This window comes from Azospirillum argentinense (assembly GCF_000632475.1).
In the GTDB taxonomy this organism is placed as follows: domain Bacteria; phylum Pseudomonadota; class Alphaproteobacteria; order Azospirillales; family Azospirillaceae; genus Azospirillum; species Azospirillum baldaniorum.
This window is the reverse complement of record NZ_CP007793.1, coordinates 126,832-151,174: the sequence shown is the minus strand read 5'-3', so window position 1 is coordinate 151,174 and position 24,343 is coordinate 126,832. Positions and strand designations below refer to the sequence as shown.

Here is a 24,343-nt window from a genome sequence, read left to right as displayed (position 1 = left end):
GTCAGCCCTGGCCGCGCCTCACGTCCCGGAAGGGCTCGGCGCTCCCGCCATGCGGCGAGGTGACGGACTCGGCCGCCGACACCGGGCGGTCGGTGGTGATGAGCCGCGCGCCGCGCTGGTAGGTGGCCCAGCGCCACAGCCACTGCATGGTGACCAGCACCCGCTTGTGGAAGTTCACCAACAGATAGACATGAACGATCGCCCACAGCACCCAGGCGAACCAGCCCTTCAGCTTGCGCGTCCCGAAATCGAAGACGGCGGCGCTGCGCCCGACGATGGCGGTGTTGCCGCGGTTGCGGAAGCGGAAGGGCTCCAGCGGCTGGCCGCGCAGCAGGCTCGCCTCCAGCCCGCCGCCGAGATGCTCGCCCTGCTGCTTGGCAACCTGGGCCAGACCGGGCAGCGGCTTGCCGTCGTCGCCGGCCAGCGCCGCCGTGTCGCCCAGCGCGTAGACGTCGGGCACGCCCGGCACCGCCATGTCGGCGTTGACCAGGATGCGCCCGCTGCGGTCGGTCTCCACCCCCAGCCAGGAGCCGGCGGGCGACGCCTTGACCCCGGCGCCCCACACGATGGCCCCCGCCGGGATGAAGCGCCCGCCGACCGTCGCGCCCTCCGGCGTGATGCTCTCCACCGCCTGCCCGGTCAGCACGACGACGCCCAGCTCCTCCAGCTTGCGGCGGGCGTACTGGCCGAGGTCGTCGGGGAAGGTGGACAGGATGCGCGGCCCGGCCTCGACCAGCAGGACGCGGGCGGTGCGCGGGTCGATGCGGCGGAAGTCGCGGGCCAGCGTGAAGCGGGCCAGCTCGGCCACCGCCCCGGCCATCTCCACGCCGGTGGGACCGCCGCCGACCACGATGGTGGTCATCAGCGCCTTCTGCCGGGCCGGGTCCTCGCACATCTCCGCCTGCTCGAAATTCATCAGCAGCCGGGCGCGGATCCGCCGGGCGTTCTCGATGGTCTTGAGGCCGGGGGCGATCTCCGCCCAGTCGTCGTGCCCGAAATAGCTGTAGGAGGAGCCGGTCGCCAGCACCAGCCGGTCGTAGGGGACGAAGCTGCCGTCGGCCAGCTCCACCCGCTTGGCCGTACGGTCGATGCCGGTCACCTCGCCCATCACCACGTCGATGTTGGGGTGGCGGCTGACGATGCGGCGGATCGGCTCGGCGATGTCGGCGGGCGACAGGGCGGCGGTCGCCACCTGGTAGAGCAGCGGCACGAACAGGTGATAGTTGTTCCGGTCGATGATGGTGACGCGGATGTTCGTCCCGCCCAGGGCCTCCGCGCAGGCCAGCCCGCCGAACCCCGCCCCGACGATCACGACATGGGGGCGGCTGTCCACGGGCGAGGGGGTGCGGTCGATCTGCGGCACGGCGGCAACCTCCGGTGACGTTGATCCTGCACCGTTAAACGCCAATGCGCCGCCGATGTTGCGGTGCATTCCGGAGTCTAACGGATGCCGCCCTTGCCCCTCCCTAACCCTCCCCCGCCTTTGCAGGGGAGGGAACTGCCGCCCATTCGCAACAATCTCCCTCCCCTCGCGCAGCGGGGGAGGGCCGGGGTGGGGGCAAAGCTACCGAAATTGATGCCTATGCGAGGTCCATAAAGCTCACCGCGGCAGGGTCACCGTCACCCGCAGCCCTCCCTCCGGACGGTTGGACAGCGCGATGTCGCCGCCGTGGCCGCGCACCACCGTGCGGGCGGTGGCGAGACCCAGCCCCACCCCGCCGGTGTCGCGGGAGCGCGAACGCTCCAGCCGGTAGAAGGGGGCGAAGACCTTCTCGAACTCCGCCTCCGGGATGCCGGGACCGCCGTCCTCGATCTCCACCCGCAGCTCCCCGTCCGCGGGCCGTAGCCGCACGGTGAAGCCGCCGCCATAGGCGATGGCGTTGTCCATCAGGTTGGCGAAGGCGCGGCGCAGGGCCACCGGGCGCCCGTCCACCGTGGCGTGCGCCGGCCCCTCGTAGGCCGCCGCGTGCCCGGCGTCCACGCGGTCGTCGCACAGGCTCTGCAGCAGGTCGGCGAGGTCGAGCGGGCCGCGCGGCTCGTGCTTGGCGTCGTCGCGGGCGAAGGCCAGCGTGGCGTTGATCATCGCCGCCATCTCGTCGAGGTCGGCGAGCATCTTGCGCTGCATCTCCGGGTCCTCGACCAGCTCGGCGCGCAGGCGCAGGCGGGTCAGCGGCGTGCGCAGGTCGTGGCTCATCGCCGCCACCATCTGCGTGCGGTCGGCGACGAAGCGGGCCAGACGCGCCTGCATCCGGTTGAAGGCGCGGGTGGCGGCGCGCAGCTCCTGCGGGCCGGCTTCGGGCAGGGGCGGCGCCTCGCCGTCCACGCCCAGCCGCTCCGCCGCGTCGGCGAAACGCGCGATGGGGGCGGTCATGCGGCGCGCGGTCCAGACCGAGACCAGAGCCACCGCCCCGACGATGCCGGCCATCCACAGCGCGAAGCGCAGCAGCCGGAACGGCCCCTCCAGCGGGTCGCCGCCGACGAAGGTCAGCCAGGACCCGTCCTTCAGCCCCACCGACAGCCGGACGTCGGTGCCCCAGCGGTGCTCCTCCACCGGGAAGGGGCCGGGCATGGGGCGCTCCCGCCGGACCTCGACCACCACGGCGCGGTCGGGATCGTCCAGCTCGCCGCGGATGGCCCGGCGCAGCCGGTCGAAGGGAAAGCCCTCGCGCTGGTTGGCGAAGCGCGGCGTCTCGGGATTCCAGTCCACCCGCAGCACCGGGTCGTCAATCGCCTTGACCAGCCGCCGCCGCTCCTGCGGCGGGGTGCTCTCCACAAGCTGGACGATGGCCGTCACACGCTGGACGAGGACGCGCATGCTGTGGGCCGGCGGTCCCGGAGGGCGGTCGGTGAGGTAGACCAGCGCGCTGACCGCCTGGGTCAGCAGAAGCGCCAGCACCACGGTCAGCACCAGCCGCGAGGCGATGCTGTCCGGCAGCCAGCGCCGGGCCACCAGCAGGCGGCTCTTGCGGCCCACCTCCAAGCCGGGATTGCTCATCTCAGGCCCCCGTCACCGCCGGGGTGAACAGATAGCCGCCGCCGCGCACCGTCTTGATCATGGTGGGGTCGGCGGGGTCGGGCTCGATCTTGCGGCGCAGGCGGCTGACCTGCACGTCGATGGAGCGGTCGAAGGGCACCGCCGAGCGGCCGCGCGCCAGATCAAGAAGCTGGTCGCGGGTCAGCACCCGCTGCGGATGCTCCACGAAGGCGACCAGCAGGTCGTATTCCCCGGCGGACAGCTGCACCAGCACCCCGTCGGGCGAGCGCAGCTCCCGCTTGGCGAGGTCGAGCGTCCAGCCCTCGAAGCCCAGCGTCTTGCCCGCCGCACCACCGGACACCGGCGGGCCGGAGGCGCGGCGCAGCACGGCCTTGACGCGGGCCAGAAGCTCGCGCGGGCTGAAGGGCTTCGCCAGATAGTCGTCGGCGCCCATCTCCAGCCCGACGATGCGGTCCGTCTCCTCGCCCATCGCGGTCAGCATGATGACCGGCGTCTGCGCCGTCTCCGGCGTGGCGCGCAGGCGGCGGCACAGGCTCAGCCCGTCCTCCCCCGGCATCATCAGGTCGAGCACGATCAGGTCCACGCGCGCGCTGTCCAGCGTGCGCATCATCTCCACCCCGTCCTTGGCCCCGGTGACGCGGAAGCCGTGCCGCGTCAGGAACTGCGACAGGAGGGTGCGGATTTCGCGGTCGTCGTCGACCACCAGCAGGTGAGGGGTGCGGTCCATGGAACGCATGATCCGACGCGCGGGCGCCGGGGTGAAGAAGAAATGTGTAACGCCACGTTACGGGGAGGCCGGCTGTTACACAGCGTTACCAATTCACGGAAGGCCGGACATCAACCGGATACGTTGCCGGCCCATCATCGGGGTCATCGGGAACGCAAGACCCCGTCGATAACAAGGAGCATCCCCATGAAACGCGCTATGATGACCACCGCCGCGCTGGTTCTCGGCCTCGGCCTCGCCGTGCCGGTCTTCGCCCAGCAGCAGCCGGGTCCCGGCGCCGGCCCTGGCCCCGGTCCGGACGGCGGCCGGCATTTCTCCCGGATGTGCGAGGATCAGGACGCCCGGCTGGCCGGCATGCTGGCCTACGCCGAGAAGAAGCTGAACATCACCGACCAGCAGCGCGCCGCCTGGACCAAGTTCGCCGATGCCGCGAAGGCGAGCCAGAAGCCCACCCAGGACCTCTGCGCCAAGTACAAGGACCAGCCGATGCCCGCCGCGGCGCCGGCCCGGCTTGAGCGGATGGAGGCCATGATGTCGGCCCGCCTCGCCCAGCTCCAGCAGGTGCGCCCGGCGGCGACCGACCTCTACGCCCAGCTCACCCCGGACCAGCAGAAGCAGGCCGACCGCTTCCTCGATCGCGCCGGGCACGGCATGATGGGCGCCGGCATGGGCGGTCCCGGCCCGCGCCATCACGGCCCCGGCCATGGCCCCGGCCCGGGTCCCGACAAGGCCCCCCGCGGCGGCTGATCCCTTGCCTCCCAAGGCTGTCGCATTCGGACTTTATGAACCCTCTCCCCTCCGGGGAGAGGGTGGCCCGGAGGGCCGGTGAGGGGGATGTGCGTGGCGGCAAGTCCGGCAAAAGCGCAACCCCCTCACCCTAACCCTCTCCCCAGAGGGGAGAGGGAAACTTCGAATGCAGCCCCCCTGTCATGCCTCCCGTCAGCCGTTGACGGAGCGGGCCGCCGGTACTTCCGGCGGCCCGTTTCCGTTCTTACTCGGCGCCCGGAACGCCCTTGGAGGTCGAATATTCGAAGTGCAGCGCCTCGCCCGGATGGACCAGCGGGTGGATGGCGTGGGCCGCCTGCGCCGCCTCGGAGAAGCCGCAGAGGATCAGCTTCAGCTTGCCGGGATAGGTCGCGATGTCGCCGATGGCGTAGACACCGGGGGCGCTGGTGGCGCAGCCGGGCAGGCTGACGCCGATGTGGCTGCGCTCCAGATTCAGGCCCCACTCGGCGATCGGCCCCAGATTCATCGACAGGCCGAAGAAGGCGAGCAGCGCGTCGGCCGGCAGGTCCTTCTCCTCGCCGTCCAGCGTGGCGACGCGCACGGCGGACAACTGGCCGTTCTCGCCGACCAGACCGGAGAGCTGGTAGGGCACCACCATCTCCACCTTGCCCTCGCGGACCAGGACGTCCATGCGGGCGACGCTTTCCGGGGCGGCGCGGAACTTGGGCCGGCGGTGGACGACGTAGACCTTCTCCGCCACGTCGGCCAGCGACAGCGTCCAGTCCACGGCGGAGTCGCCACCGCCGGCGATGACCACGCGCTTGCCGGCGAAATCCTGCTTGCGGCGGACCATGTAGAAGACCGACGTGCCCTCATACTGCTCCAGCCCGTCCAGCGGCGGGCGGTTGGGGCCGAAGGCGCCGCAGCCGGCGGCGATGATCACCGCCTGGGTGTCGATGCGCGTGCCGATGCTGGTCTCCACCAGCCAGCGCCCGTCGTCGGTCCGGGTCAGCTTCTCGACCTGCTGGCCCAGATGATAGGTCGGGTTGAAGGGGGCGGCCTGCTCCGCCAGCCGGTCGATCAGGTCGGCGGCCTCGATGGCCGGGTGGGCCGGGATGTCGTAGATCGGCTTTTCCGGGTACAGCGCGGTGCACTGCCCGCCCACCATGTCCAGCGCGTCCACCACATGGCATCGCATCTTCAGCATGCCGCATTCGAACACGGCGAAGAGACCGACGGGGCCGGCGCCGACGATGACGACGTCGGTGCGATGGACGGTGTGCGACATGGGACGCGCTGCCTTGTGCAAACGGGGGAACGATGACGCCTTCAATTGTCCGGTTTCGTGCCCCCGGTCAACCCCGCCGTCACCAGTGCCCTGCACGGGGAGAGCGAACGGCGCGCGCAAAATGGGTGCGGTCCCGCCGATTTCCTTCTGGGCGTGCGGTCGCGGTGGGGTAGGATTTGCCCGTTTCCTCCGTGCCGGAGCGGCCGCAATGAAGGACTGGCGATGAAGGAGCTGCGCTGCCTCGTGTTCACCGACCAGGAGGTCGTGAAGGCCGTGCTCGACCGCCGCCGCCGGATGAAGGAGCCGCTGCCCAGCGGCACGGTCGGCACGGTCACCTACCGCCCCGGCCAGCCCGGCGGCGGCGGGGTGGAGACGCTGATCCAGGTGACCGGGGACGAGGGCGACGACCGCAGCATGACCCTGCACGAGTCCGAGGTCGCCGCGGCGCTGGTGTCCTATTGCATGGGCCGCAAGATTCCCCTGCCCGTCGAGTCCGACAAGATGCTCCACCTGATCAACGGCGCCCTGACGCTGATGATCACCATGAACTTCAAGAAGCCGCCGCGTCTGGTGGAAGACCGCGTCGAGGCGACGGAACCGCCCCCCGCTCCTCCCCCGGTGCCGCGCAAGGCCGCCTCCCGCCGTTGATTGCCGCCGTTGATTTGACCGATCCCGTGACATGACCCAGACCGATTCCCCCAACACGCGCGCCGTCACGCTGCCGAGCGAGGAGGCGACCGCCGCGCTGGCCCGCCGTTTGGCCGCGGCGCTGGTTCCCGGCGACCTCGTCGCCTTGCGCGGCGACCTGGGCGCCGGCAAGTCCGCCCTGTGCCGCGCCCTGATCCGCGCCGTGACGGAGGACGACGCGGAGGTGCCGTCCCCCACCTTCACGCTGGTGCAGACCTACGACACCGACATCGGCCCGGTCTGGCATTTCGACCTCTACCGCCTGTCCGGCCCCGACGAGGTGACGGAACTGGGCTGGGACGAGGCCCGCGCCGAGGCTGTCCTGCTGGTGGAATGGCCGGACCGGCTGGGTCCGCTGCTGCCCGCCGACCGCCTCGACATCGCGATGAGCTTCGCCGGACCGACCGAGCGCCGCGCCACCCTGACCGGCCATGGCGTCTGGGAAGCGCGCTTGCACGCCCTCGACCTCACCGGACTGGGCCTTTCCGGACTGGAGGGGCCGTGACCGACCGCGCGTCGCAGATCGCCGCCTTCCTCGCCCGCCACGGGCTGGAGGGGGCCAAACGCGAGCCGCTGGCCGGCGACGCCTCGGCGCGCCGCTACGAGCGCCTGACCACGCTGGACGGCGGCACGCTGATCCTGGTCGACACCCCCGTCCCGGCCGAGGATCTGGTGCCCTTCATCGCCATCGGCGCGACGCTGGACCGGCTGGGCTTCTCCGTCCCCGCCATCCTGGCGGCGGAGGTCGAGGCGGGGCTCGCCATCCAGGAGGATTTCGGCGACGGCACCCTGACCCGCCTGCTGAACGCGGGGGAGGAGCCGCGCCCGCTCTACGAACTGGCGACCGACGTCCTGATCGAACTGCACCGCCGCTTCCCGGTGGAGGAGGCAGCCTGCCTGAACCTGCCGCTCTACGACGCGGCCCTGTTCACGCAGCAGGTGGCGCTGTTCGCCGACGTCTACCTGCCCGCGGCGACGGGAAAGCCCCTGTCGGACAAGGCCCGCTCCGACTTCGACGCGGCCTGGGCCGCCGTCGTTCCGGAAGCCTGCGCCGGGCCGCAGTCGCTGCTGCTGCGCGATTACCATGTGGACAACGTGATGCGGCTGCCGCGGCCCGGCCTGCGGGCGGCGGGGCTGATCGATTACCAGAGCGCCGGGCTCGGCCCCGTCGCCTACGATCTGGTGTCGCTGCTGGAAGACGCCCGCCGCGACCTGCCCGCCGGGCTGGAGGGCGTGCTGCTGGACCGCTACCGGGCCTCCTTCCCGGATCGGGACTGGGGCGCCTTCCGCCGCTCCTACGCGGTGCTGGGCGCGATCCGGCACACCCGCATCGTCGCCATCTTCGTGCGTCTGGCGTTGCAGCGCCGACGCGGCTATCTCCTTCACCTGCCGCGCGTCTGGCGGCTTCTGGAAGGCCAGCTCGCCAAGCCCGAACTGGCCCCGGTCGCCGACTGGTTTGCCCGTCATCTGCTGCCGGGTACCCGCGCGGAGCTTGTCGTTCCGGAGCCGGATTGATTATGTCGCCTGTCTCGAAGAAGACCCGTCCCAAGACGCCGCCTGTGACCACCGCCCCCGCCAAGGCCATGGTGATGGCCGCCGGACTGGGCCTGCGGATGCGCCCGCTGACCCTGGAGCGCCCGAAGCCCCTGATCCCGGTGATGGGCAAGCCGATGCTCGACCACGCGCTCGACCGGCTGGAGGAGGCCGGCGTGGCCTCCGCCGTGGTGAACAGCCATTACAAGGGCGAGATGATCGCCGCCCATCTGGCGGGACGGACCAGCCCGGCCATCACCCTGTCGCCGGAGGACACGCTGCTGGAGACCGGCGGCGGCGTGAAGAAGGCCCTGCCGCTGCTCGGCACCGACCCGGTCTATGTGGTCAACGCCGACATCCTGTGGCTCGACGGCCCCTCCCCCACGCTGGCGCGGCTGGCCCGCCACTGGAACCCGGACGAGATGGACGCGCTTCTGCTGCTGATGGCGACCACCAAGGCGGTGGGATACGAGGGGCGCGGCGATTACCACATGGACCCGCTGGGCCGTCTGACCCGGCGCGGCGAGCAGGAGATCGCCCCCTTCGTCTACGCCGGCGTCCAGATCGTGAAGCCGGGTCTGTTCGGGCAGGACACCCCCGACGGCGCCTTCTCCACCAACCGCGTCTGGGACCGCGCGCAGGAGGCCGGGCGCCTCTTCGGCCTCGCCCATGACGGGCTGTGGTTCCACATCGGCACCCCCGACGCGCTGGCCGAGACGGAGGAGATGCTGTCGATGAGCGACGTGTCGGTGGTCACCACCTGACCGGCCTCCTAACCGTCCCTTTGTGAGAATTTTTGTATTCCTTGACGCTTTGTGGTCTCATTGCCCCACATCTAGTATCCTCACGCGTCTGACGATACAGCTTCCGGGGCAGGCATGAGCGGCAGGGCGGAGCCCAAGGTCTATTCGATTCCCACCGGCGTGTCCTTCGTGGACCAGCTCGCCGCGGGCATCCTGGACCGCGTGGGGAACGACCCGCTGGCGTTGGCCGGGGTGACCGTCCTGCTGCCGACGCGCCGCTCCTGCCGCTCGCTGCGCGAGGCTTTCCTGCGCCGCTCCGGCGGGCAGCCGATGCTGCTGCCGCGGATGAGCCCGCTGGGCGAGCTGGACGCCGCCTCCCTCAGCCTGACCTCGGCGGAGGAGCTGCCCGGCGTCCCGCTGGAACTGCCGGACGCTGTTAAGCCATTGTCACGCCAACTCACGCTTGCACGTTTCGTTCTAGCAGCTGAAGGCATGTCCTCCACCACTGCACAAGCAATTCGTCTCGGCGCAGACTTGGGTCGGCTTATTGATGCCGTTTGGACCGAAAGCATAGACTTTGAGCGTTTGGCCACACTTGTCCCCGAAGATTATGCGGCACACTGGCAGGAAACGCTGAAGTTCCTCCGGATTATTACCGAGCAATGGCCTGGAGTGCTCGGCGCCAGCGCGCTGACCGACCCGGCGCAGCGCCGCAACCTCGTGCTTCAGACCCAGGCTGCGCTGTGGCGGGCGGAGCCGCCGCAGGGGCTTGTCATCGCCGCCGGCTCCACCGGCTCCATCCCGGCCTCCGCCGACCTGCTGGCGGTGGTCGCCGCCCTGCCGCAGGGCGCCGTCGTCCTGCCCGGCCTCGACCTTGAGGCCGACGAGGCGAGCTGGGACGCCATCCGCGCCGACGAGGCGCACCCGCAACACGGCCTCGCCCATCTGCTCGACCGGCTGTCGGTCGGCCGCGCCGCCGTCCGCCGCTGGAACGACGCGGAGGAGCCGCGGGCCGCCCGCGCCCGCCTGCTCGCCGAGGCCATGCGCCCCGCCGCCACCACGGAAAGCTGGCGGGAGCTGGACGGGCTGGACGCCGCGGCCCTGGAAGGGCTGACCCGCATCGACGCCCCGACCGCGGAGGAGGAGGCGTCGGTCATCGCCTTGCTGCTCCGCCACGCGCTGGAGACGCCGGGCAAGACGGCGGCGCTGGTCTCCCCCGACCGCAACCTCGCCCGCCGGGTCGCCATGGCGCTGACCCGCTGGGGCATCGCGGTCAACGACTCGGCGGGCCAGCCGCTGGTCCACACCGCGGTCGGCACCTATCTGCGGCTGACCGCCGAGCTGGCCGCCAGCCGCGCCCACCCGCTGGCCCTGCTGGCGCTCGCCAAGCACCCGCTGGCCGCCGGCGGCCACGACCCGGCGGAGTTCCGCCGCTCCGCCCGCGCGCTGGAGCGCACCGTGCTGCGCGGCCCTCGCCCGGCGGAGGGCTTCGCCGGGCTGATCGCCGCGCTGAAGGCCGCCGACCGCTTCGACCACCCGGACCAGCAGGCTGCCCTGCTCGGCTGGCTGGAAAATCTGGAAACGCTCGCCGCCCCCTTCATGGAGGCGCTGTTCAGCGAGGCCCCGCTCAGCGACCTCGTCCGCGCGCACATCGCCTTCGCGGAGGCGCTGGCCTCGCGCACCGACGCGCCGGGATCGGAATTCCTGTGGCGGCAGGACGACGGCGAGGAGGCCGCAACCTTTATCCATGAACTGCTGGAGGCGGTGGACGGCTTCCCCGCCGTTCCCGGCAAGGACTATCCGGCGCTGATCGACGCGCTGATGGCGATGCGCCCGGTGCGCCCGCGCTTCGATCTGCATCCGCGCCTCTACATCCTCGGCCCCATGGAATCGCGCCTTCAACGTTTCGACCTGCTGATCCTCGGCGGGCTGAACGAGGGGACTTGGCCGCCCGACCCCGACGCCGATCCCTGGATGTCGCGCCCGATGCGCCGCGACTTCGGCCTGCCCAGCCCGGAACGCATGGTCGGCCTGTCCGCCCACGACTTCATCCAAGCCTGCGGCGCCGAGGAGGTCGTGCTGACCCGCGCGGAGCGGGTGGACGGCACGCCGACCGTGCCCTCGCGCTGGCTGCTGCGGCTGGAGACGGTGCTGCGCGCGCTGGGTCTGGACGGGCGGATCGAGCTGGCCGGGGAGCCCTGGCTGGCCTGGGCGCGCGGTCTGGACGAGCCGGACGCCGTGCGCCCGGTTTCCCCGCCGGAGCCGCGCCCGCCGGTGTCCGCCCGCCCGCGCAAGCTGTCGGTCACCAAGATCGAGAAGTGGATGCGCGACCCCTACGCCATCTACGCCGAGCATGTGCTGCGCCTGCGCAAGCTCGACCCCATCGCCGCCGATCCCGGAGCCGCCGACCGCGGCCAGTTCATCCACGCCGCGCTGGACGCCTTCGTGAAGGCCTATCCGGGCCAACTGCCCGACGACGCGCTGCACCGGTTGCTGGCGATGGGCCGCGAGTCCTTCGGCCCGCTGCTGCACAGCCATCCCGACGTCTGGGCCTTCTGGTGGCCGCGCTTCGAGCGCATCGCCGAGTGGTTCGTCGGGCTGGAGCGCGACCGCCGCCGCACCCTGAAGCCGCTCGCCACCGAGGTGTCGGGCGAGCTGACGCTGAGCGGTCCCGCCGGCCCCTTCCTGCTGACCGCCAAGGCCGACCGCATCGATTCGGGCGGCGAGGGGCTGGTCCTGATCGACTACAAGACCGGCACCCCGCCCTCGACCCGCGAGATCGAGCTGGGCTTCGCCCCGCAGCTGCCGTTGGAGGCCGCCATGGCCGAGGCCGGCGGCTTCGCCGGGGTTGCGAAGAACCGGGTGGCCGAGCTGGCTTTCTGGCGCCTGTCCGGCGGCGACCCGCCGGGCGAGGAGAAGGCGGTGAAGGGCGACCCGGCGACTCTGGCCGCCGAGGCCCGCGCCGGTCTGGAGGAGCTGATCCGCCATTTCGACGCCCCCGCCACCCCTTACCGCTCCTGCCCCCGCCCGGCCATGGCCCCGCGCTACACCGACTACGCCCACCTCGCGCGGGTGCAGGAGTGGTCGGCGGGTGGCGATGGGGGTGAGGGGTGATGCGCCGCGGCCCCCTCCCTAACCCTCCCCCGCCTTCGGCGAGGGAGGGGATTTTGCGCGAAGCGGCGGCAGTCCCCTCTCCCGCAAAGCGGGGGAGGGTTAGGGAGGGGGCACCCGCCACCCCCACCGCCCCACACCCCACGACCCGCCCATGACCGTCCTCGACTTCCCCGTCCGCGAGCTTCCGCTGGACCCCAACGTCGCACAGCGGCTCGCCTCCGACCCGCTGTCGTCGGTGTGGGTGGGCGCCTCCGCCGGGTCCGGCAAGACGAAGGTGCTGACCGACCGCGTGCTGCGGCTGATGCTGTCCGGCACCGCGCCGGCGCGCATCCTCTGCCTGACCTTCACCAAGGCCGCGGCGGCGGAAATGTCCATCCGCATCAACCGCACGCTGGGCATCTGGGCGACCCTGCCCGACGAGGGGCTGGAGGACCGGCTCGCCGACCTCTGCGGCGAGCGGCCGAGCGCCGAGACCCGGACCATCGCCCGGCGGCTGTTCGCCCAGGTGGTGGATTGCCCGGGCGGCATGAAGATTCAGACGATCCACGCCTTCTGCCAGTCGCTGCTGCGCCGCTTCCCGCTGGAGGCCGGACTCGCCCCGCATTTCGAGGTGATGGACGAGCGCACCGCCGCCGGCCTGCTGACCGAGGCGCGGGACGAGGTGCTGCACGCCGGCCGCGCCGCGCCCAACAGCCCGCTCGGCAAGGCGATGGCCCGCCTGACCGCCGAGCTGAACGCCGAGGAGTTCGCCGACATCCTGGCCGAGCTGGCCAGCGAGCGCGGGCGCATCCAGCGCCTGTTCGAGAGCTTCCACGGGCTGGACGGCGCGGTGGACGCGGTTCACGAGGCGCTGGGCGTGCCGCCGGGCATCACCGAGGCGGCGATCCTGCGCGAGGCCTGCGCCGACCACGCCTTCGACGTTCCGGGGCTGCGCGACGCCTGCCGGGCGCTGTCCACCGGCAGCAAGACCGACGAGGAGCGCGGGGTCGGCATCCAGGGCTGGCTCGACGCCGCGGAAAACCGTGTGCGCGCCTTCCAGATCTACGCCCGCCACTTCCTGACGGCGGAGGGCGGGGCGCGCAAAACCCTGATCACCAAGAAGCCGGCGACCTCCTTCCCCGCCGCCCTGACGGCGCTGGAGCGTGAGGCGGAGCGACTCGTTTCGCTGATGAAACGGGTTCGCTCGGCCGGAGTCGCCGCCTCCACCACCGCCCTGCTGACCCTGGCCGAGTCGCTTCTGAGCGCCTATGAGGCGAAGAAGAAGGCCAAGGCGCTGCTCGACTACGACGACCTGATCCTGTCGGCCAACGCCCTGCTGCGCGGCAAGGACGGCGTCCCCGCCGTGCCCTGGGTGCTGTTCAAGCTGGACGGCGGGCTGGACCACATCCTGATCGACGAGGCGCAGGACACCAACCCGGAGCAGTGGCAGGTCGTTGGCTCCATCGCCGAGGAGTTCTTCGCCGGCCTCAGCGCCCGTGACGGGGGCGAGACGACGCGCACCGTCTTCGCCGTGGGCGACGAGAAGCAGTCGATCTTCAGCTTCCAGCGCGCCGATCCCGCTGAGTTCGCCCGGATGCGCCGCCATTTCCAGACCCGCGCCAAGGCCGCCGAGCGCGACTGGCACGCGGTGGCGCTGGACATCTCCTTCCGCTCCACCGCCACCGTGCTGCAGACCGTGGACGCAGTGTTCGGGCTGGACGGCGCCAAGGATGGTGTCGCGTCCGAAACGAGCCCGGTGATCCGCCACCGCGCCTTCCGCCGCGGCCACGCCGGTCTGGTCGAGCTGTGGCCCCCGGTGAAGCCGGCGGAGGCCGCCGATCCGCCCGCCTGGGCGCCCCCGGTGGAGCGCGAGGCCGCCGATTCGCCGTCGGCCCGGCTGGCCGCGGTCATCGCTGACACCATCCGCGACTGGACCCAGCGCGGCGAGTCGCTCGAGTCGCGCGGCCGGCCGATCCAGCCCGGCGACGTCATGGTGCTGGTCCGCCGCCGCACCGCCTTCGTGACGGAGCTGGTGCGCGCCCTGAAGGACCGCGCCGTGCCGGTGGCCGGCGTCGACCGCATGGTGCTGACCGAGCAGCTGGCGGTCATGGACCTGATGGCGCTGTGCGAATTCCTGCTGCTGCCGGAAGACGACCTGACGCTGGCCACCGTCCTCAAGGGGCCGCTGATCGGCCTGACCGAGGACCAGCTGTTCGACCTCGCCCACGGGCGGCGCGGCACGCTGTGGCGGGCGCTGGTGGCGAAGGCGGAGGACGACCCGGCCTACCGCCCGGCCCGCCGCTATCTGGGCGCCCAGCTCGCCCGCACCGACTTCCTGGCGCCCTACGAGCTCTTCGCCGGGCTGCTGGCCGCCCCCTGCCCGGCCGATCCGGACGGGTCGGGCCGCCGCGCCCTCCTGAAGCGGCTCGGCCCCGACGCGCAGGACCCGCTGGACGAATTCCTGGCCGTATGCCTGGCCTTCGAGAAGACCGAACCGCCGTCCCTTCAGAACTTCCTGGCCTGGCTGGCGGCCAGCGAGGCGGAGATCAAGCGCGAGCTGGAGCAGGGCGGCGGACGCGTACGCATCATGACGGTGCACGGGTCGAAGGGGCTTCAGGCGCCCATCGTCTTCCTGCCCGACACGCTGGGCACGCCGACCCAGAGCCCGCCGATCCTCTGGCCCGACGAGGGCTGCGCCGTGCCTCTCTTCGCCGCCCGCCGCTCGCAGGAGGACGCGCTGTGCGCCGAAGCGCGCGCCCGCGCCAACCGCCGCCGCGACCAGGAGTACAGGCGCCTGCTGTACGTCGCCCTGACCCGTGCGGAGGACCGGCTGTACGTCTGCGGCTACCAGGGCAAGAAGGAGCCGTCCGACGCCTGCTGGTACAAGCTGGTCGAGGCCGCGATGGGCGAGATCGGCGTGCCGCACCCCTTCGACTTCTCCACCCTCTGCCCGGACGGCTGGAGCGGCGAGGGCTGGCGGCTGGCCGACCCGCAGACCGCCGTGCCCAAGCCGGACGGCGCCGGGGCCGGCCGCGTGCTGACGGCGCAGGAGGCCCCGCCCTGGCTGACCGCCACCGCGCCGGAGGAGCCGGAGCCGTCGCGCCCCCTCACTCCCTCCCGCCCGGATGGCGACGAGCCGGCGATGCGCTCCCCGCTGGGCGAGGACGACGGAGCGCGCTTCAAGCGCGGCCTGCTGATCCACCGGCTGATGCAGACCCTGCCGGACCTGCCGCCCGACGCGCGGGAAGCCGCCGCCCGACGTTACCTTGCTCGTCCCGGGCATGAGCTGACGGCCGAGCGCCAGGATGAAATCGCATCCGAAACGATGCGCGTCCTGACCGACCCGCGCTTCGCCCGCCTGTTCGGCCCCAACTCCCGTGCCGAGGTCGAGGTGGTCGGTCTGGTCACCGGGCGCGCCCTGTCGGGCCGGGTCGACCGGCTGGTGATCGAGGACGACGCGGTGTGGATCGTCGACTACAAGACCAACCGTCCGCCGCCCGTCCGGGCGGAGGACGTGCCGCCGGTCTACGTCCGCCAGATGGAGGCCTACCGCGCGGCGCTGCGCGCCATCTACCCGGACAAGGCGGTGCGCTGCGTCCTGCTGTGGACCGATACCCCCGCTTTGATGGAGTTGCCGGAGTGAGGCGCGCGCGATAGTCCGCCGTGGGAACTTTTCACCCCCGGCCGCGTTGCACGGGGCGGCGGATTGGGTTGACGAGACCGCATTCGCGCCCCGGCTTGACCAGTGAGGGGGCTCGGTCATACATTTTGGCAAATTCCACCGATGAGGGATGGGTCCGCCGCCGGTGGAAAATCGGCGCGGCGGTGCCCCTGAACCCAGGCATAGAGGTCACATGAGCGATCCCATCAAGGTCACCGACGACAGCTTCGAGCAGGACGTGCTGAAGGCCGACGGTCCGGTCCTGGTCGATTTCTGGGCGGAGTGGTGCGGCCCCTGCAAGATGATTGCTCCCGCGCTCGACGACCTCGCCAAGGAGTATGGCGGCAAGGTCACCGTCGCCAAGCTGAACATCGACGACAACCCCGGCACCCCGACCAAGTACGGCGTGCGCGGCATCCCGACGCTGATGCTGTTCAAGAACGGCAACGTCGCCGCCACCAAGATCGGCGCCCTGCCGAAGACCGCCCTGTTCACGTGGGTCGACGAGGCTCTCTGAGCCCCGCTCCCCGGACGATCGAAAAGCCCCGCCCCTCCGGCGGGGTTTTTTGTTTGCGCCGCCTTGCGGCCTGTCGGAGACTGCGCGGGCCATGGCCTACCGTCTGCCGCCCCTCAACACCCTGCGCCTGTTCGAGGCCGCCGGCCGCCACCAGAGCTTCAAGGCGGCGGCGGAAGAGCTGCACCTGACCCCCAGCGCGGTCAGCCACGGCATCCAGACGCTGGAAGACTGGCTGGGGGTGGAGCTGTTCCTGCGCGGCAACCGCAGCCTGTCGCTGACCCCCGCCGGCCACGCCTATCTGCCCCGCGTGCGCGACGCGCTGCAGTCGCTGGCGCTGGCGACGGAAAGCGTGCCCGGCCGTGCGCCCAGCGGGCGGCTGTCGGTCAGCGCCGCCCCGACCTTCGCCCTGCGCTGGCTGATTCCCCGCCTGCCCGCCTTCCGGGAGCGTCACCCGGCGATCACGGTGGCCCTGGACACCGCCCACCGGGTGGTCGAGTTCCCCCGCGACGGCATCGACGCCGGCATCCGGCTGGGCCGCGGCGACTGGCCCGGTCTGGCCGCGCTGAAGCTGATGGAGGAGGATCTCGTCCCGGTGGCCGCCCCCGCCCTGGCGGCGCGCATCGCCTGCCCCGCCGACCTCGCCACCGTCCCGCTGCTCCACGTCGCCGACGTGTCGGAGGACTGGACCGCCTGGGCCGAGGCCGCGGGCCTGCCGCCGTCGGCGCTGGACGACGGGCTGAAGCGCGGGCTGCGGCTGGACGCCATCCACATGGCGGTGGACGCCGCGGTTCGCGGGCTGGGCGTCATCATCGGACGGTGTCCGACCGTCGATCCGGAGCTGACGTCAGGCCAGCTGGTCGAGGTGATGGGGCCGCGCCTGCGCGCAAAAAGCGCCTATTGGCTGGTCACCGCCCAAGACAGCCTGCGCCGCCCGGAGGTCGCCGCCTTCCGCGCCTGGATGCGGGCGGAGTTCGCCCAGGGGCGGTGATATGGCGGTGACCCGCTTCGGGTGAAATCCGCTCATTCGACGATGAAAAGGTCCCGTTTGCCGGAGCGGCGGGGACGGCCCGATGCTGGTGCTCACCACACCCGCCGGAGGTCACCATGACCCTGCACGTCCTTCCCCGCACCGCGCCGCCACCGGCCCGCCGGCTTCGCGGGCTGTTGGCCTGGATCGCCCATCTCCGCGAACAGAGCCGCCAGCGCGACGCCCTGCTGTCCCTGTCCGACCGCGAGTTGCGGGACATCGGCATCAGCCGCTACGACGCCGTCACCGAGGCGCGCAAACCGCTCTGGCGCTGATCCATCCGGGCGGACCCGTCCGGCGCTGGCCCTCACCCCACCAGACGCCGCACCGTCCGCTCCACCGACCCGACGTAGGAGCCGCCGAACAGCCGCGCATGCACCAGCAGCGGGTAGAGATTGTAAAGGTCCCGCCGCAGCTCGAAGAAGCCCGGACGGAGGGGCCGGATCTCCCCGTAACGGCGGAAGAAGGCGTCCCCGAAGGTGCCGAACAGGGTGGTGAAGGCAAGCTCGATCTCCGCGTCGGCGTGGTACAGCGCCGGATCGATGAAGGCCGCCACCCGCCCGTCGCGGGACAGCACGTTGCCGCCCCACAAGTCGCCATGGATCAGCGAGGGCGGCCCCGGCTCCCCGATCAGCTCCGGCAGGCGGGCGGCCAGGCGCTCCAGACCGGCCATCAGGCCGGAGTCGATGCGCCCCTCCTCCAGCGCCTTGCGGCCCATGTGGAGAAGGCGGCGGTCGCGGAAGAAGGCGATCCAGTCCGCCGTCTCGCCGTTCGGCTGGGGCAGCGGCCCGATCAGCGTGTCGCGCGGGAAGCCGTAACGGTCCGCCGTGATGCCGTGCAGGGCGGCGACCAGCTCCGCCGCGTGCTCCTCGACCGCCGGGGTGATGCCACCGCCGGCGTCGATGCGGTCCATTACCAGCAGCCGGTCGTCGGCGTGATGCACCGCCGGCACCGGCAGTGCGGAGCGTTCGGCGAGATGGCGCAACATGAAGCCCTCCGGCTCCAGCCCAGCCCCGCGCCCGGAGGCGACCTTCGCCACCAGCCGCCGGCCGTCCGCCAGGGTGACGGCCCACAGCGCCGCGTTGTGCCCGTCGGCCAGCCGGTCGAGCGACCGGACCGCGCTGCCCAGCGCCTCCTCCAGACCCTTCCGCAGGCTTGGCGCGCCGGTCATGGCACGCGTCACAGCCGGTCCCGCCGGATGGCCTCCAGCAGCCCCATGGCCCCGGCTTCGCAAAGGTCCAGCACCTCGGTGAAGTGCAGCCCCTCGCCGTAATAGGGATCGGGCACCTCGCGCTTCGGCGCGTCGGGGGCGTAGTCGAGGAACAGGGCGACCGTCGCCCGGCTGTCCGGCGGGGCCATGCGCCGCAACTGCGCCAGATGCCCACCGTCCATCGCCAGAATATAATCGAAGTCGGCGAAGTCCGCCGCGGTCACCTTGCGGGCGCGCAGGTCCGACAGGTCCACTCCGCGGGCCTTGGCGGCGCGCTGGCTGCGCGGGTCCGGCGCTTCCCCCACATGATAGCTGTGGGTGCCCGCCGAATCGGTGCCGATGCGGCCCGCCAAACCGGCTTGCCGAACCCGGTCGCGGAACACACCTTCCGCGGTGGGCGACCGGCAGATGTTGCCCGTGCACACGAACAGGACCTTGACCATTCCGGTCTCCTCCTTTCTGTTTCCCGCATCCGAGATCTAGCAGCCGTTCCCCGAACCCGCCAGGGCGCCATGACCAACGCCATCACGACCATCGCCAATCATCTGAAACCCACGGACTCCATCGTCATCCTGACCGGGGCCGGCATTTCCAAGGAATCCGGCCTGGACACCTTCCGCTGCGCCGACGGCATCTGGGCCAAGGTCGATCTGGAGGACGTCGCCACGCCGGAGGGCTTCGCCCGCGACCCGGCGCTGGTCCACCGCTTCTACAACGACCGGCGGCGCGGCCTGCGCGACCCCGCGGTGCAGCCGAACGCCGCCCATCTGGCATTGGCCGAGCTGGAGGGGCGCTGGAAAGGCGACCTGCTGCTGGTCACTCAGAACATTGACGACCTGCATGAGCGCGGCGGGTCGCAGACGCTGATCCACATGCATGGGGAGCTGAACGCGGTCTTCTGCCGCCACTGCCACAACAAGGTCGAGCACTGGACCAGCGACCTGTCGGTGGAAGACGTCTGCCCGTCCTGCGCCCGCAAGGGCGGCATGCGCCCCGACGTGGTGTGGTTCGGCGAGATGCCCTACCAGATGGAGCGGATTTACCGCGCGCTGGGCGCCTGTGACCTGTTCGTCTCCATCGGCACCTCCGGCAACGTCTATCCCGCCGCCGGCTTCGTGGCCGAGGCGCGCAACGCCGGCGCCCTGACGCTGGAGCTGAACCTGGAGCCGTCGGCGGGCGCCAGCCTGTTCGCGGACTCCGTCAACGGCCCGGCGACCGAGCTGGTCCCGGCCTTCGTGAGCGAGCTGCTGAGCCTTTGAGCCCCGACCTGAAGGAACTGTTCGAGCAGGCCCGTGCCTGCCGGCTGTGCGCGGGGGTGTTGCCGCACGGCTGCCGCCCGGTTCTGCGCGGCAGCCCGTCCGCCCGCCTGCTGATCGTCGGGCAGGCGCCGGGCGCGCGGGTGCACGCCAGCGGCATCCCCTGGAACGACCCGTCCGGCGACCGGCTGCGCCAGTGGCTGGCCATGGACCGTGACGCCTTCTACGACGAGAGCCGGATCGCCATCGTCCCCATGGGGCTCTGCTACCCCGGCACGGCGCCGAAGGGTGGCGACTACCCGCCGCGTCCGGAATGCGCCCCGCTCTGGCACCCGCCGCTGCGCGCCGCCCTGACCGGGGTGCGGCTGACCCTGCTGGTCGGCAGCTACGCCCAGGCCCACTATCTGGGAAACCGCCGCCAACGGACGATGACCGACACGGTGGCGGCGTGGCGGGATTACCTGCCGGAGTTCCTGCCCCTGCCCCACCCGAGCTGGCGCAACACCGCCTGGCTGAAGAAGAACCCCTGGTTCGATGCGGAGCTGGTGCCCGCGCTGCGCCGCCGCGTCGACGAGGCCCTGGACGGGTGACTCACCCCTCCATGGCCTCGATGCGCTCCATGTCCTCGTCCGACAGGCCGAAATGGTGGCCGATCTCGTGGATCAGGACGTGGCGGACGATGGCGAACAGGTCCTCGCCGGTCTCGCACCAGTAGTCCAGGATCGGGCGGCGGTAGAGGAAGATCATGTCCGGCCCGCTGCGCAGGTCGGCGACGCTCTGCCGCGTCATATCGACGCCCCGATAGAGGCCGAGCAGGTCGAAGGGGCTTTCCAGCTCCATCTCGCGCTCGGTCTCCTCGTCGGGGAAATCCTCGACATGGATCGACAGATTGGCGATCGGGGCCAGGAGTTCCCACGGAATCGTCTCCAGCGCGTCCTCGGCCATCCGCTCGAGGTCGGGGGTGGAGGGGGGAACGCTGTGGGTGTGTGCCGGTTTGCGCATCATACGGGGGAAGGTAGCGTTGCTTGCCGCCCAGGCCAAGCGGCGCTAAACCGGAAGGCGGACCGGAACACCGATTTGATCCACAATCGATCCGTGTCCGTTACGCCTTGCACAAGCCAACCAAGTTTAGGCCAACCAACAACGGGGGAAGGAATGTCGGACAAGCTGGTGGGTGCCAAGCGGCAGACCGCGCTGAAGGAACTGCATGGCTGGGCGGAGGTGCTGGAGCGCGACGCGATCCGCAAGACCTACCATTTCCCCGACTTCCCCGCCGCCTGGGGCTTCATGAGCCAGGTCGCCCTGCTGGCGGAGCGGACGAACCACCATCCGGAATGGTTCAACGACATGGGCCGGGTGGAGATCATCCTGTGCACCCGCAGCGCCGACGGCCTTACCCAGGCCGACGTCGACTTCGCCCACCGCGTGGACCAGATCGCCCCGAACCGCGACCGCTGATCCCAGCGCGCCCGGAGGGCGTCAGGCCGGTTCCAGAACCACCTTCACATCCGCCGGGCGCCCGAAGAAGGGGGCGGTGGTGACCAGCAGCGGACAACCGGCCGCGGCGTAGGCCGCCGCGTTGTCCTCGGTCACGCCGCCCGCCGCCGCGATGACCGGTGGGCGCGGCAGGCCGCGCGTCGCCTCGACCACGGCGCGGGCCTCCTCCGGCGGGCGCTTCTCCAACTGCAGCACGTCGGCCCCGGCCCGCGCAAAGGCGATGGCGTCCGCCACCGTGTCGACCTCCACCACGATCTTCTTTTCCGGCGCCCGGCGGCGCAGATCGGCGATCCACATCTCCGGCGACCCGGACAGGAAGGCGCGGTGTTCGGGGAAGACCAGGATGGTTTCCGACAGGCCCAGCCGGTGCATCACCGCCCCGCCGGCCAGCACCGCCTTGACCGACAGGTCCTTGGCGCCGGGGAAGTTCTTGCGGGTGCAGGCGACGGTCACGCCGGGGGCGGCCTCGACGATGCGGCGGGCGCGGGAGGCGATGCCGGAAGCATATTCGACCAGCGTCTGCGCCACCTTCCAGCTGCGGTGCAGGGCGCCCGCCGGGCCATGCCCCTCCAGGAAGGGCGCCCCGGCCTCGACCGCCGTGCCGCTGGGCCGGACGGACGTCACCGTGCCGCCGGCCTTCCCGATCAGGCGGGCGGCTTCCTCCGTCCCGGCCAGCACCATGGCGCCGCGCGCCGTGAACCGGATGCGCGCCGGGGCGGCGGCGATGCCCAGCGAGTCGGTGGTCAGGTCGCCGTAGGGAACGTCCTGGGCGAGGAGCGCGTCGAGCGCGGCATCGGACAGGACGATCATCGGCGGTTCCCTTCTTCGTGTTAAAGCCACCCGCGGCGGCGGAAGTACCAGAGCGGCACGACGGCGGACAGCACCATCATCACGATGGCCATGGGATAGCCGAAGTCCCAGTCCAGCTCGGGCATGTGGTGGAAGTTCATGCCGTAGGCCGACGCGATCAGGGTCGGCGGCATCAGCGCCACGGAGACGACCGAGAAGATCTTGATGATCGCGTTCTGCTCGATGTTGATCAGGCCGAGCGTGGCGTCGAGCAGGAAGTTCGCCTCGTGCGCCAGGAAGCCGGCGTGCTCGTTCAGGGACCGCAAGTCGCGCGTCAGGGTCTTCAGCGCGGCCTTCTGCTCCTTGGTCAGCCGCCCGGCGGCGACGGAGGAGAGGAAGGCGACCAGCCGGTCCAGCCCGGCGAGGCTGTCGCGCACCTTGTGCGTCAGGTCGCCGGCCCGCCCGATGCCGCGCAGCACGTCCTGCAGCTCGTCCGGCTTCTTGGAGCTTCCGACCCCCTTGCTGTTCAGCGAGTCGGTGAAGATGCGCGTGGACAGCCCGTCGATGCGGGCGCCGATCAGTTCCAGCACGTCGGCCACCCGGTCGATCACCGCGTCCAGGATGCCCAGCAGCGCGTCCTCCGCGCTGGCCAGAAGCTCCGGCTGGCGGCTGGTCCGCGCGGCGAAGGTGGCGACGGAGCGCGGCTCGGTGAAGCGCACCGTGATCATATGCCGGGGGGTCAGGACGAAGGTGACCTCGCCCTGCTCCGGCATCGGCGAATCGGCCCGCGCGATCACCGAGGAGGTGAGGTAGACGGCCTCCCCCTCGGTGTAGAGCTGGCTCGACGCCTCGATTTCCTTCATTTCCTCGCGCGTCGGCAGGTCGCAGCCGGTGACGGCGCCGACATGCGCGCGCTCCGCCTCGTCGGGACGGAGAAGATCGATCCACACCGTGTTGGGCGGCAGCGGCTCGCCGAGGGCGAGCGGCTGCTCGACCACGCGGCCGCCCACCCGGGCGTGGACCGTGATCATGCAAGGGCCTCGGCGGGGACCGGGGCGCCGGCGGCCCGGCAGGCGGCGGCCAGCGTGTTCAGCATCAGGCAGGCGATGGTCATCGGCCCGACGCCGCCCGGCACCGGGGTGATGGCGCCGGCGACCTTGACCGCCTCGTCGTAGGCGACGTCGCCGACCAGCTTGGTCTTGCCCGGCTCGGTCGGGTGCGGGATGCGGTTGATGCCGACGTCGATGACCACGGCGCCCGGCTTGATCCAGTCGCCGCGCACCATCTCCGGACGGCCCACCGCGGCGACCAGGATGTCGGCGCGGCGGCATTCGCCGGGCAGGTCCTGGGTGCGGGAATGGGCGACGGTGACCGTGCAGTCCTGCTGGAGCAGAAGCTGCGCCATCGGCTTGCCGACGATGTTGGAGCGGCCCAGCACCAGCGCCCGCTTGCCCTTCAGGTCGTTGCCCAGCGTGTCGCGGAGCAGCAGCAGGCTGCCCAGCGGCGTGCAGGGCACGATGGCGCCTGCGCCGCCGGTCGCCAGCAGGCCGGCGTTGACGACGTGGAAGCCGTCCGCGTCCTTTTCCGGGACGATGCGGGCCAGCACGCGGGCCGTGTCGATGTGCCTGGGCAGGGGAAGCTGGACCAGGATGCCGTGCACCGCCGGGTCGGCGTTCAGCCGGTCGATCAGGGCCAGCAGCTCCGCCTCGCCGAGATCGGCCGGCATGTGGTGGTCGAAGCTGTTCATGCCGAGGTCGGCCAGGGCCTTTTCCTTGGACCGGACATAGACCTGGCTCGCCGGGTCCTCGCCCACCAGCACGACGGCGAGGCCGGGGGTGACGCCGTGGCTGGCCTTGAGCGCGGCCACACCCTCCGCCACGCGGGCGCGCAGCCCCGCGGCGAACGCCTTGCCGTCGATGATCCTCGCCTCAGCCATCGCTCTTCCCCGTATCAGGCTTTGCTGTTTCCACCAGCGCCGTCAGCCGGCGCATCAGGTCGGCCGGGTCGCCGGCCATATGGACAATCTTGTTCCGGTCGGTGGCGCCGGCCACCACAGTCAGGCTGGTCTTGGGCAGTTTCCACGCCTTGGCCAGCAGCTTCACCACCGCCTCGTTCGCCTTGCCGTTCTCCGGCACGGCGGTGACGGTCACCTTCAGGGCCGTTCCTCCGGACGCCGTCGCGGCCAGCCCGGCGATGGCGTTGCGCGACGCCTTGGGCGTCACCCGCAGCGCCAGCCGGACACCGTCCGCCACGGCTTCGAAGGGAACGGCTTCCAAAGGCCCCGGCATCAGAAGCGCGGCCAGTATTCCGCCAACAGGTTGCGGATGAAGAAGATCAGCAGGATCAGCGCGATCGGCGACAGGTCCAGGCCGCCCATGTTCGGCAGGACGCGGCGGATCGGGCGCAGGACCGGTTCCGTGATGCGGTAGAGGAAGTCGCCGATGACATAGACCGCGCGGTTGCGGGTGTTGACGACGTTGAAGGCCACCAGCCAGCTCAGCACCGCCGAAGCGATGAGCAGCCACACATAGAGGCTGAGAACGGTGTCGATCAGCAGGTAGAGCGCAATCATGCCCGGCCCGTCCCTTTATTGT

The 24,343-nt window shown here is 71.3% G+C and carries 25 protein-coding genes; 13 read left to right on the top strand and 12 right to left on the bottom strand.

Translation table 11 applies throughout. The annotated features are described in order from the left end of the window. Nucleotide 1 precedes the first annotated feature (1 nt). The 3 genes from ABAZ39_RS00710 to ABAZ39_RS00700 form a co-directional block, all read right to left on the bottom strand. Nucleotides 2-1,363 (bottom strand): NAD(P)/FAD-dependent oxidoreductase, encoded by a 1,362-nt coding sequence (locus tag ABAZ39_RS00710; protein WP_038525774.1) that lies wholly within the window; start codon nt 1,361-1,363, stop codon nt 2-4. A 237-nt stretch (nt 1,364-1,600) separates the two neighbouring features. Continuing rightward, nucleotides 1,601-2,995, bottom strand: coding sequence for an ATP-binding protein (locus tag ABAZ39_RS00705; protein WP_063922616.1), 1,395 nt, complete (start codon nt 2,993-2,995; stop codon nt 1,601-1,603). A gap of 1 nt (nt 2,996) precedes the next feature. Beyond that, nucleotides 2,997-3,722, bottom strand: coding sequence for a response regulator (locus tag ABAZ39_RS00700; RefSeq protein WP_038525773.1), 726 nt, complete (start codon nt 3,720-3,722; stop codon nt 2,997-2,999). Between the two features lie 186 nt (nt 3,723-3,908). Between ABAZ39_RS00700 and ABAZ39_RS00695 the strand changes: the two genes are divergently transcribed. After that, nucleotides 3,909-4,469 carry a Spy/CpxP family protein refolding chaperone gene (locus tag ABAZ39_RS00695; protein WP_038525771.1) on the top strand — a complete coding sequence of 187 codons (561 nt, stop codon included), beginning with the start codon at nt 3,909-3,911 and terminating at the stop codon, nt 4,467-4,469. 244 nt (nt 4,470-4,713) lie between these two features. Here the strand turns inward: ABAZ39_RS00695 and ABAZ39_RS00690 are convergent, their stop codons facing one another. Continuing rightward, the gene (locus tag ABAZ39_RS00690; protein ID WP_038525769.1) at nt 4,714-5,736 is read right to left on the bottom strand and encodes an NAD(P)/FAD-dependent oxidoreductase; all 1,023 of its coding nucleotides are present in this window, start codon (nt 5,734-5,736) and stop codon (nt 4,714-4,716) included. A gap of 222 nt (nt 5,737-5,958) precedes the next feature. Between ABAZ39_RS00690 and ABAZ39_RS00685 the strand changes: the two genes are divergently transcribed. From ABAZ39_RS00685 to ABAZ39_RS00645, 9 genes are all read left to right on the top strand, one after another. Beyond that, a complete protein-coding gene (locus ABAZ39_RS00685; RefSeq protein ID WP_038525767.1) occupies nt 5,959-6,384 on the top strand; it encodes a hypothetical protein in 426 nt (141 codons plus the stop codon). 31 nt (nt 6,385-6,415) lie between these two features. Further along, nucleotides 6,416-6,928: a tRNA (adenosine(37)-N6)-threonylcarbamoyltransferase complex ATPase subunit type 1 TsaE gene (gene tsaE / locus ABAZ39_RS00680; RefSeq protein WP_038525765.1), complete on the top strand. Its 513-nt coding sequence runs from the start codon at nt 6,416-6,418 to the stop codon at nt 6,926-6,928. Further along, on the top strand, nt 6,925-7,938 hold the full coding sequence (locus ABAZ39_RS00675; RefSeq protein WP_051657719.1) for an aminoglycoside phosphotransferase family protein: 1,014 nt from the start codon (nt 6,925-6,927) through the stop codon (nt 7,936-7,938). Before tsaE ends, ABAZ39_RS00675 begins: the two co-directional genes overlap by 4 nt. A 2-nt stretch (nt 7,939-7,940) precedes the next feature. Next, complete coding sequence (locus ABAZ39_RS00670) at nt 7,941-8,720, top strand: nucleotidyltransferase family protein (RefSeq protein WP_038525763.1); 780 nt, start codon at nt 7,941-7,943, stop codon at nt 8,718-8,720. 114 nt (nt 8,721-8,834) lie between these two features. Continuing rightward, nucleotides 8,835-11,813 carry a double-strand break repair protein AddB gene (addB, locus tag ABAZ39_RS00665; RefSeq protein ID WP_038525762.1) on the top strand — a complete coding sequence of 993 codons (2,979 nt, stop codon included), beginning with the start codon at nt 8,835-8,837 and terminating at the stop codon, nt 11,811-11,813. A gap of 151 nt (nt 11,814-11,964) precedes the next feature. Next, entirely contained in the window at nt 11,965-15,435 is a 3,471-nt protein-coding gene (addA, locus tag ABAZ39_RS00660) for a double-strand break repair helicase AddA (protein ID WP_038525760.1), read from the top strand. Nucleotides 15,436-15,646: 211 nt separating this feature from the next. After that, on the top strand, nt 15,647-15,970 hold the full coding sequence (trxA, locus tag ABAZ39_RS00655) for a thioredoxin TrxA (RefSeq protein ID WP_014238663.1): 324 nt from the start codon (nt 15,647-15,649) through the stop codon (nt 15,968-15,970). 91 nt (nt 15,971-16,061) lie between these two features. Next, nucleotides 16,062-16,958, top strand: coding sequence for a transcriptional regulator GcvA (gene gcvA, locus ABAZ39_RS00650; RefSeq protein ID WP_038525758.1), 897 nt, complete (start codon nt 16,062-16,064; stop codon nt 16,956-16,958). Nucleotides 16,959-17,074: 116 nt separating this feature from the next. Further along, nucleotides 17,075-17,272: a DUF1127 domain-containing protein gene (locus ABAZ39_RS00645; RefSeq protein ID WP_038525756.1), complete on the top strand. Its 198-nt coding sequence runs from the start codon at nt 17,075-17,077 to the stop codon at nt 17,270-17,272. 32 nt (nt 17,273-17,304) lie between these two features. On the opposite strand, the gene ABAZ39_RS00640 is transcribed toward ABAZ39_RS00645, so the two are convergent. Then, entirely contained in the window at nt 17,305-18,168 is an 864-nt protein-coding gene (locus ABAZ39_RS00640; protein WP_038525754.1) for a fructosamine kinase family protein, read from the bottom strand. An 8-nt stretch (nt 18,169-18,176) separates the two neighbouring features. Then, the gene (locus tag ABAZ39_RS00635; protein ID WP_038525752.1) at nt 18,177-18,650 is read right to left on the bottom strand and encodes a low molecular weight protein-tyrosine-phosphatase; all 474 of its coding nucleotides are present in this window, start codon (nt 18,648-18,650) and stop codon (nt 18,177-18,179) included. A gap of 69 nt (nt 18,651-18,719) precedes the next feature. Between ABAZ39_RS00635 and cobB the strand changes: the two genes are divergently transcribed. Further along, nucleotides 18,720-19,466, top strand: a complete 747-nt coding sequence (gene cobB, locus ABAZ39_RS00630) for a Sir2 family NAD+-dependent deacetylase (RefSeq protein WP_051657718.1) — start codon at nt 18,720-18,722, stop codon at nt 19,464-19,466. Then, nucleotides 19,463-20,053: a uracil-DNA glycosylase family protein gene (locus ABAZ39_RS00625; protein WP_038525750.1), complete on the top strand. Its 591-nt coding sequence runs from the start codon at nt 19,463-19,465 to the stop codon at nt 20,051-20,053. The genes cobB and ABAZ39_RS00625 overlap by 4 nt, the downstream gene beginning before the upstream one ends. 1 nt (nt 20,054) lies before the next feature. On the opposite strand, the gene ABAZ39_RS00620 is transcribed toward ABAZ39_RS00625, so the two are convergent. Beyond that, nucleotides 20,055-20,468: a metallopeptidase family protein gene (locus ABAZ39_RS00620; protein WP_038525748.1), complete on the bottom strand. Its 414-nt coding sequence runs from the start codon at nt 20,466-20,468 to the stop codon at nt 20,055-20,057. Between the two features lie 150 nt (nt 20,469-20,618). Between ABAZ39_RS00620 and ABAZ39_RS00615 the strand changes: the two genes are divergently transcribed. Next, on the top strand, nt 20,619-20,921 hold the full coding sequence (locus ABAZ39_RS00615) for a 4a-hydroxytetrahydrobiopterin dehydratase (RefSeq protein WP_014238670.1): 303 nt from the start codon (nt 20,619-20,621) through the stop codon (nt 20,919-20,921). A gap of 21 nt (nt 20,922-20,942) precedes the next feature. On the opposite strand, the gene modD is transcribed toward ABAZ39_RS00615, so the two are convergent. The 5 genes from modD to ABAZ39_RS00590 are packed head-to-tail and all read right to left on the bottom strand — an operon-like array spanning nt 20,943 to nt 24,321. Continuing rightward, complete coding sequence (modD, locus tag ABAZ39_RS00610; protein WP_038525745.1) at nt 20,943-21,770, bottom strand: ModD protein; 828 nt, start codon at nt 21,768-21,770, stop codon at nt 20,943-20,945. Between the two features lie 20 nt (nt 21,771-21,790). Then, nucleotides 21,791-22,780, bottom strand: coding sequence for a magnesium transporter CorA family protein (locus ABAZ39_RS00605; protein ID WP_038525742.1), 990 nt, complete (start codon nt 22,778-22,780; stop codon nt 21,791-21,793). Continuing rightward, nucleotides 22,777-23,685 (bottom strand): bifunctional methylenetetrahydrofolate dehydrogenase/methenyltetrahydrofolate cyclohydrolase FolD, encoded by a 909-nt coding sequence (folD, locus tag ABAZ39_RS00600; protein ID WP_038525739.1) that lies wholly within the window; start codon nt 23,683-23,685, stop codon nt 22,777-22,779. The genes ABAZ39_RS00605 and folD overlap by 4 nt, the downstream gene beginning before the upstream one ends. Continuing rightward, entirely contained in the window at nt 23,678-24,037 is a 360-nt protein-coding gene (locus tag ABAZ39_RS00595) for a DUF167 family protein (protein WP_051657717.1), read from the bottom strand. Before ABAZ39_RS00595 ends, folD begins: the two co-directional genes overlap by 8 nt. Next, complete coding sequence (locus ABAZ39_RS00590; protein ID WP_038525733.1) at nt 24,037-24,321, bottom strand: YggT family protein; 285 nt, start codon at nt 24,319-24,321, stop codon at nt 24,037-24,039. Before ABAZ39_RS00590 ends, ABAZ39_RS00595 begins: the two co-directional genes overlap by 1 nt. Between the last annotated feature and the right edge of the window lie 22 nt (nt 24,322-24,343).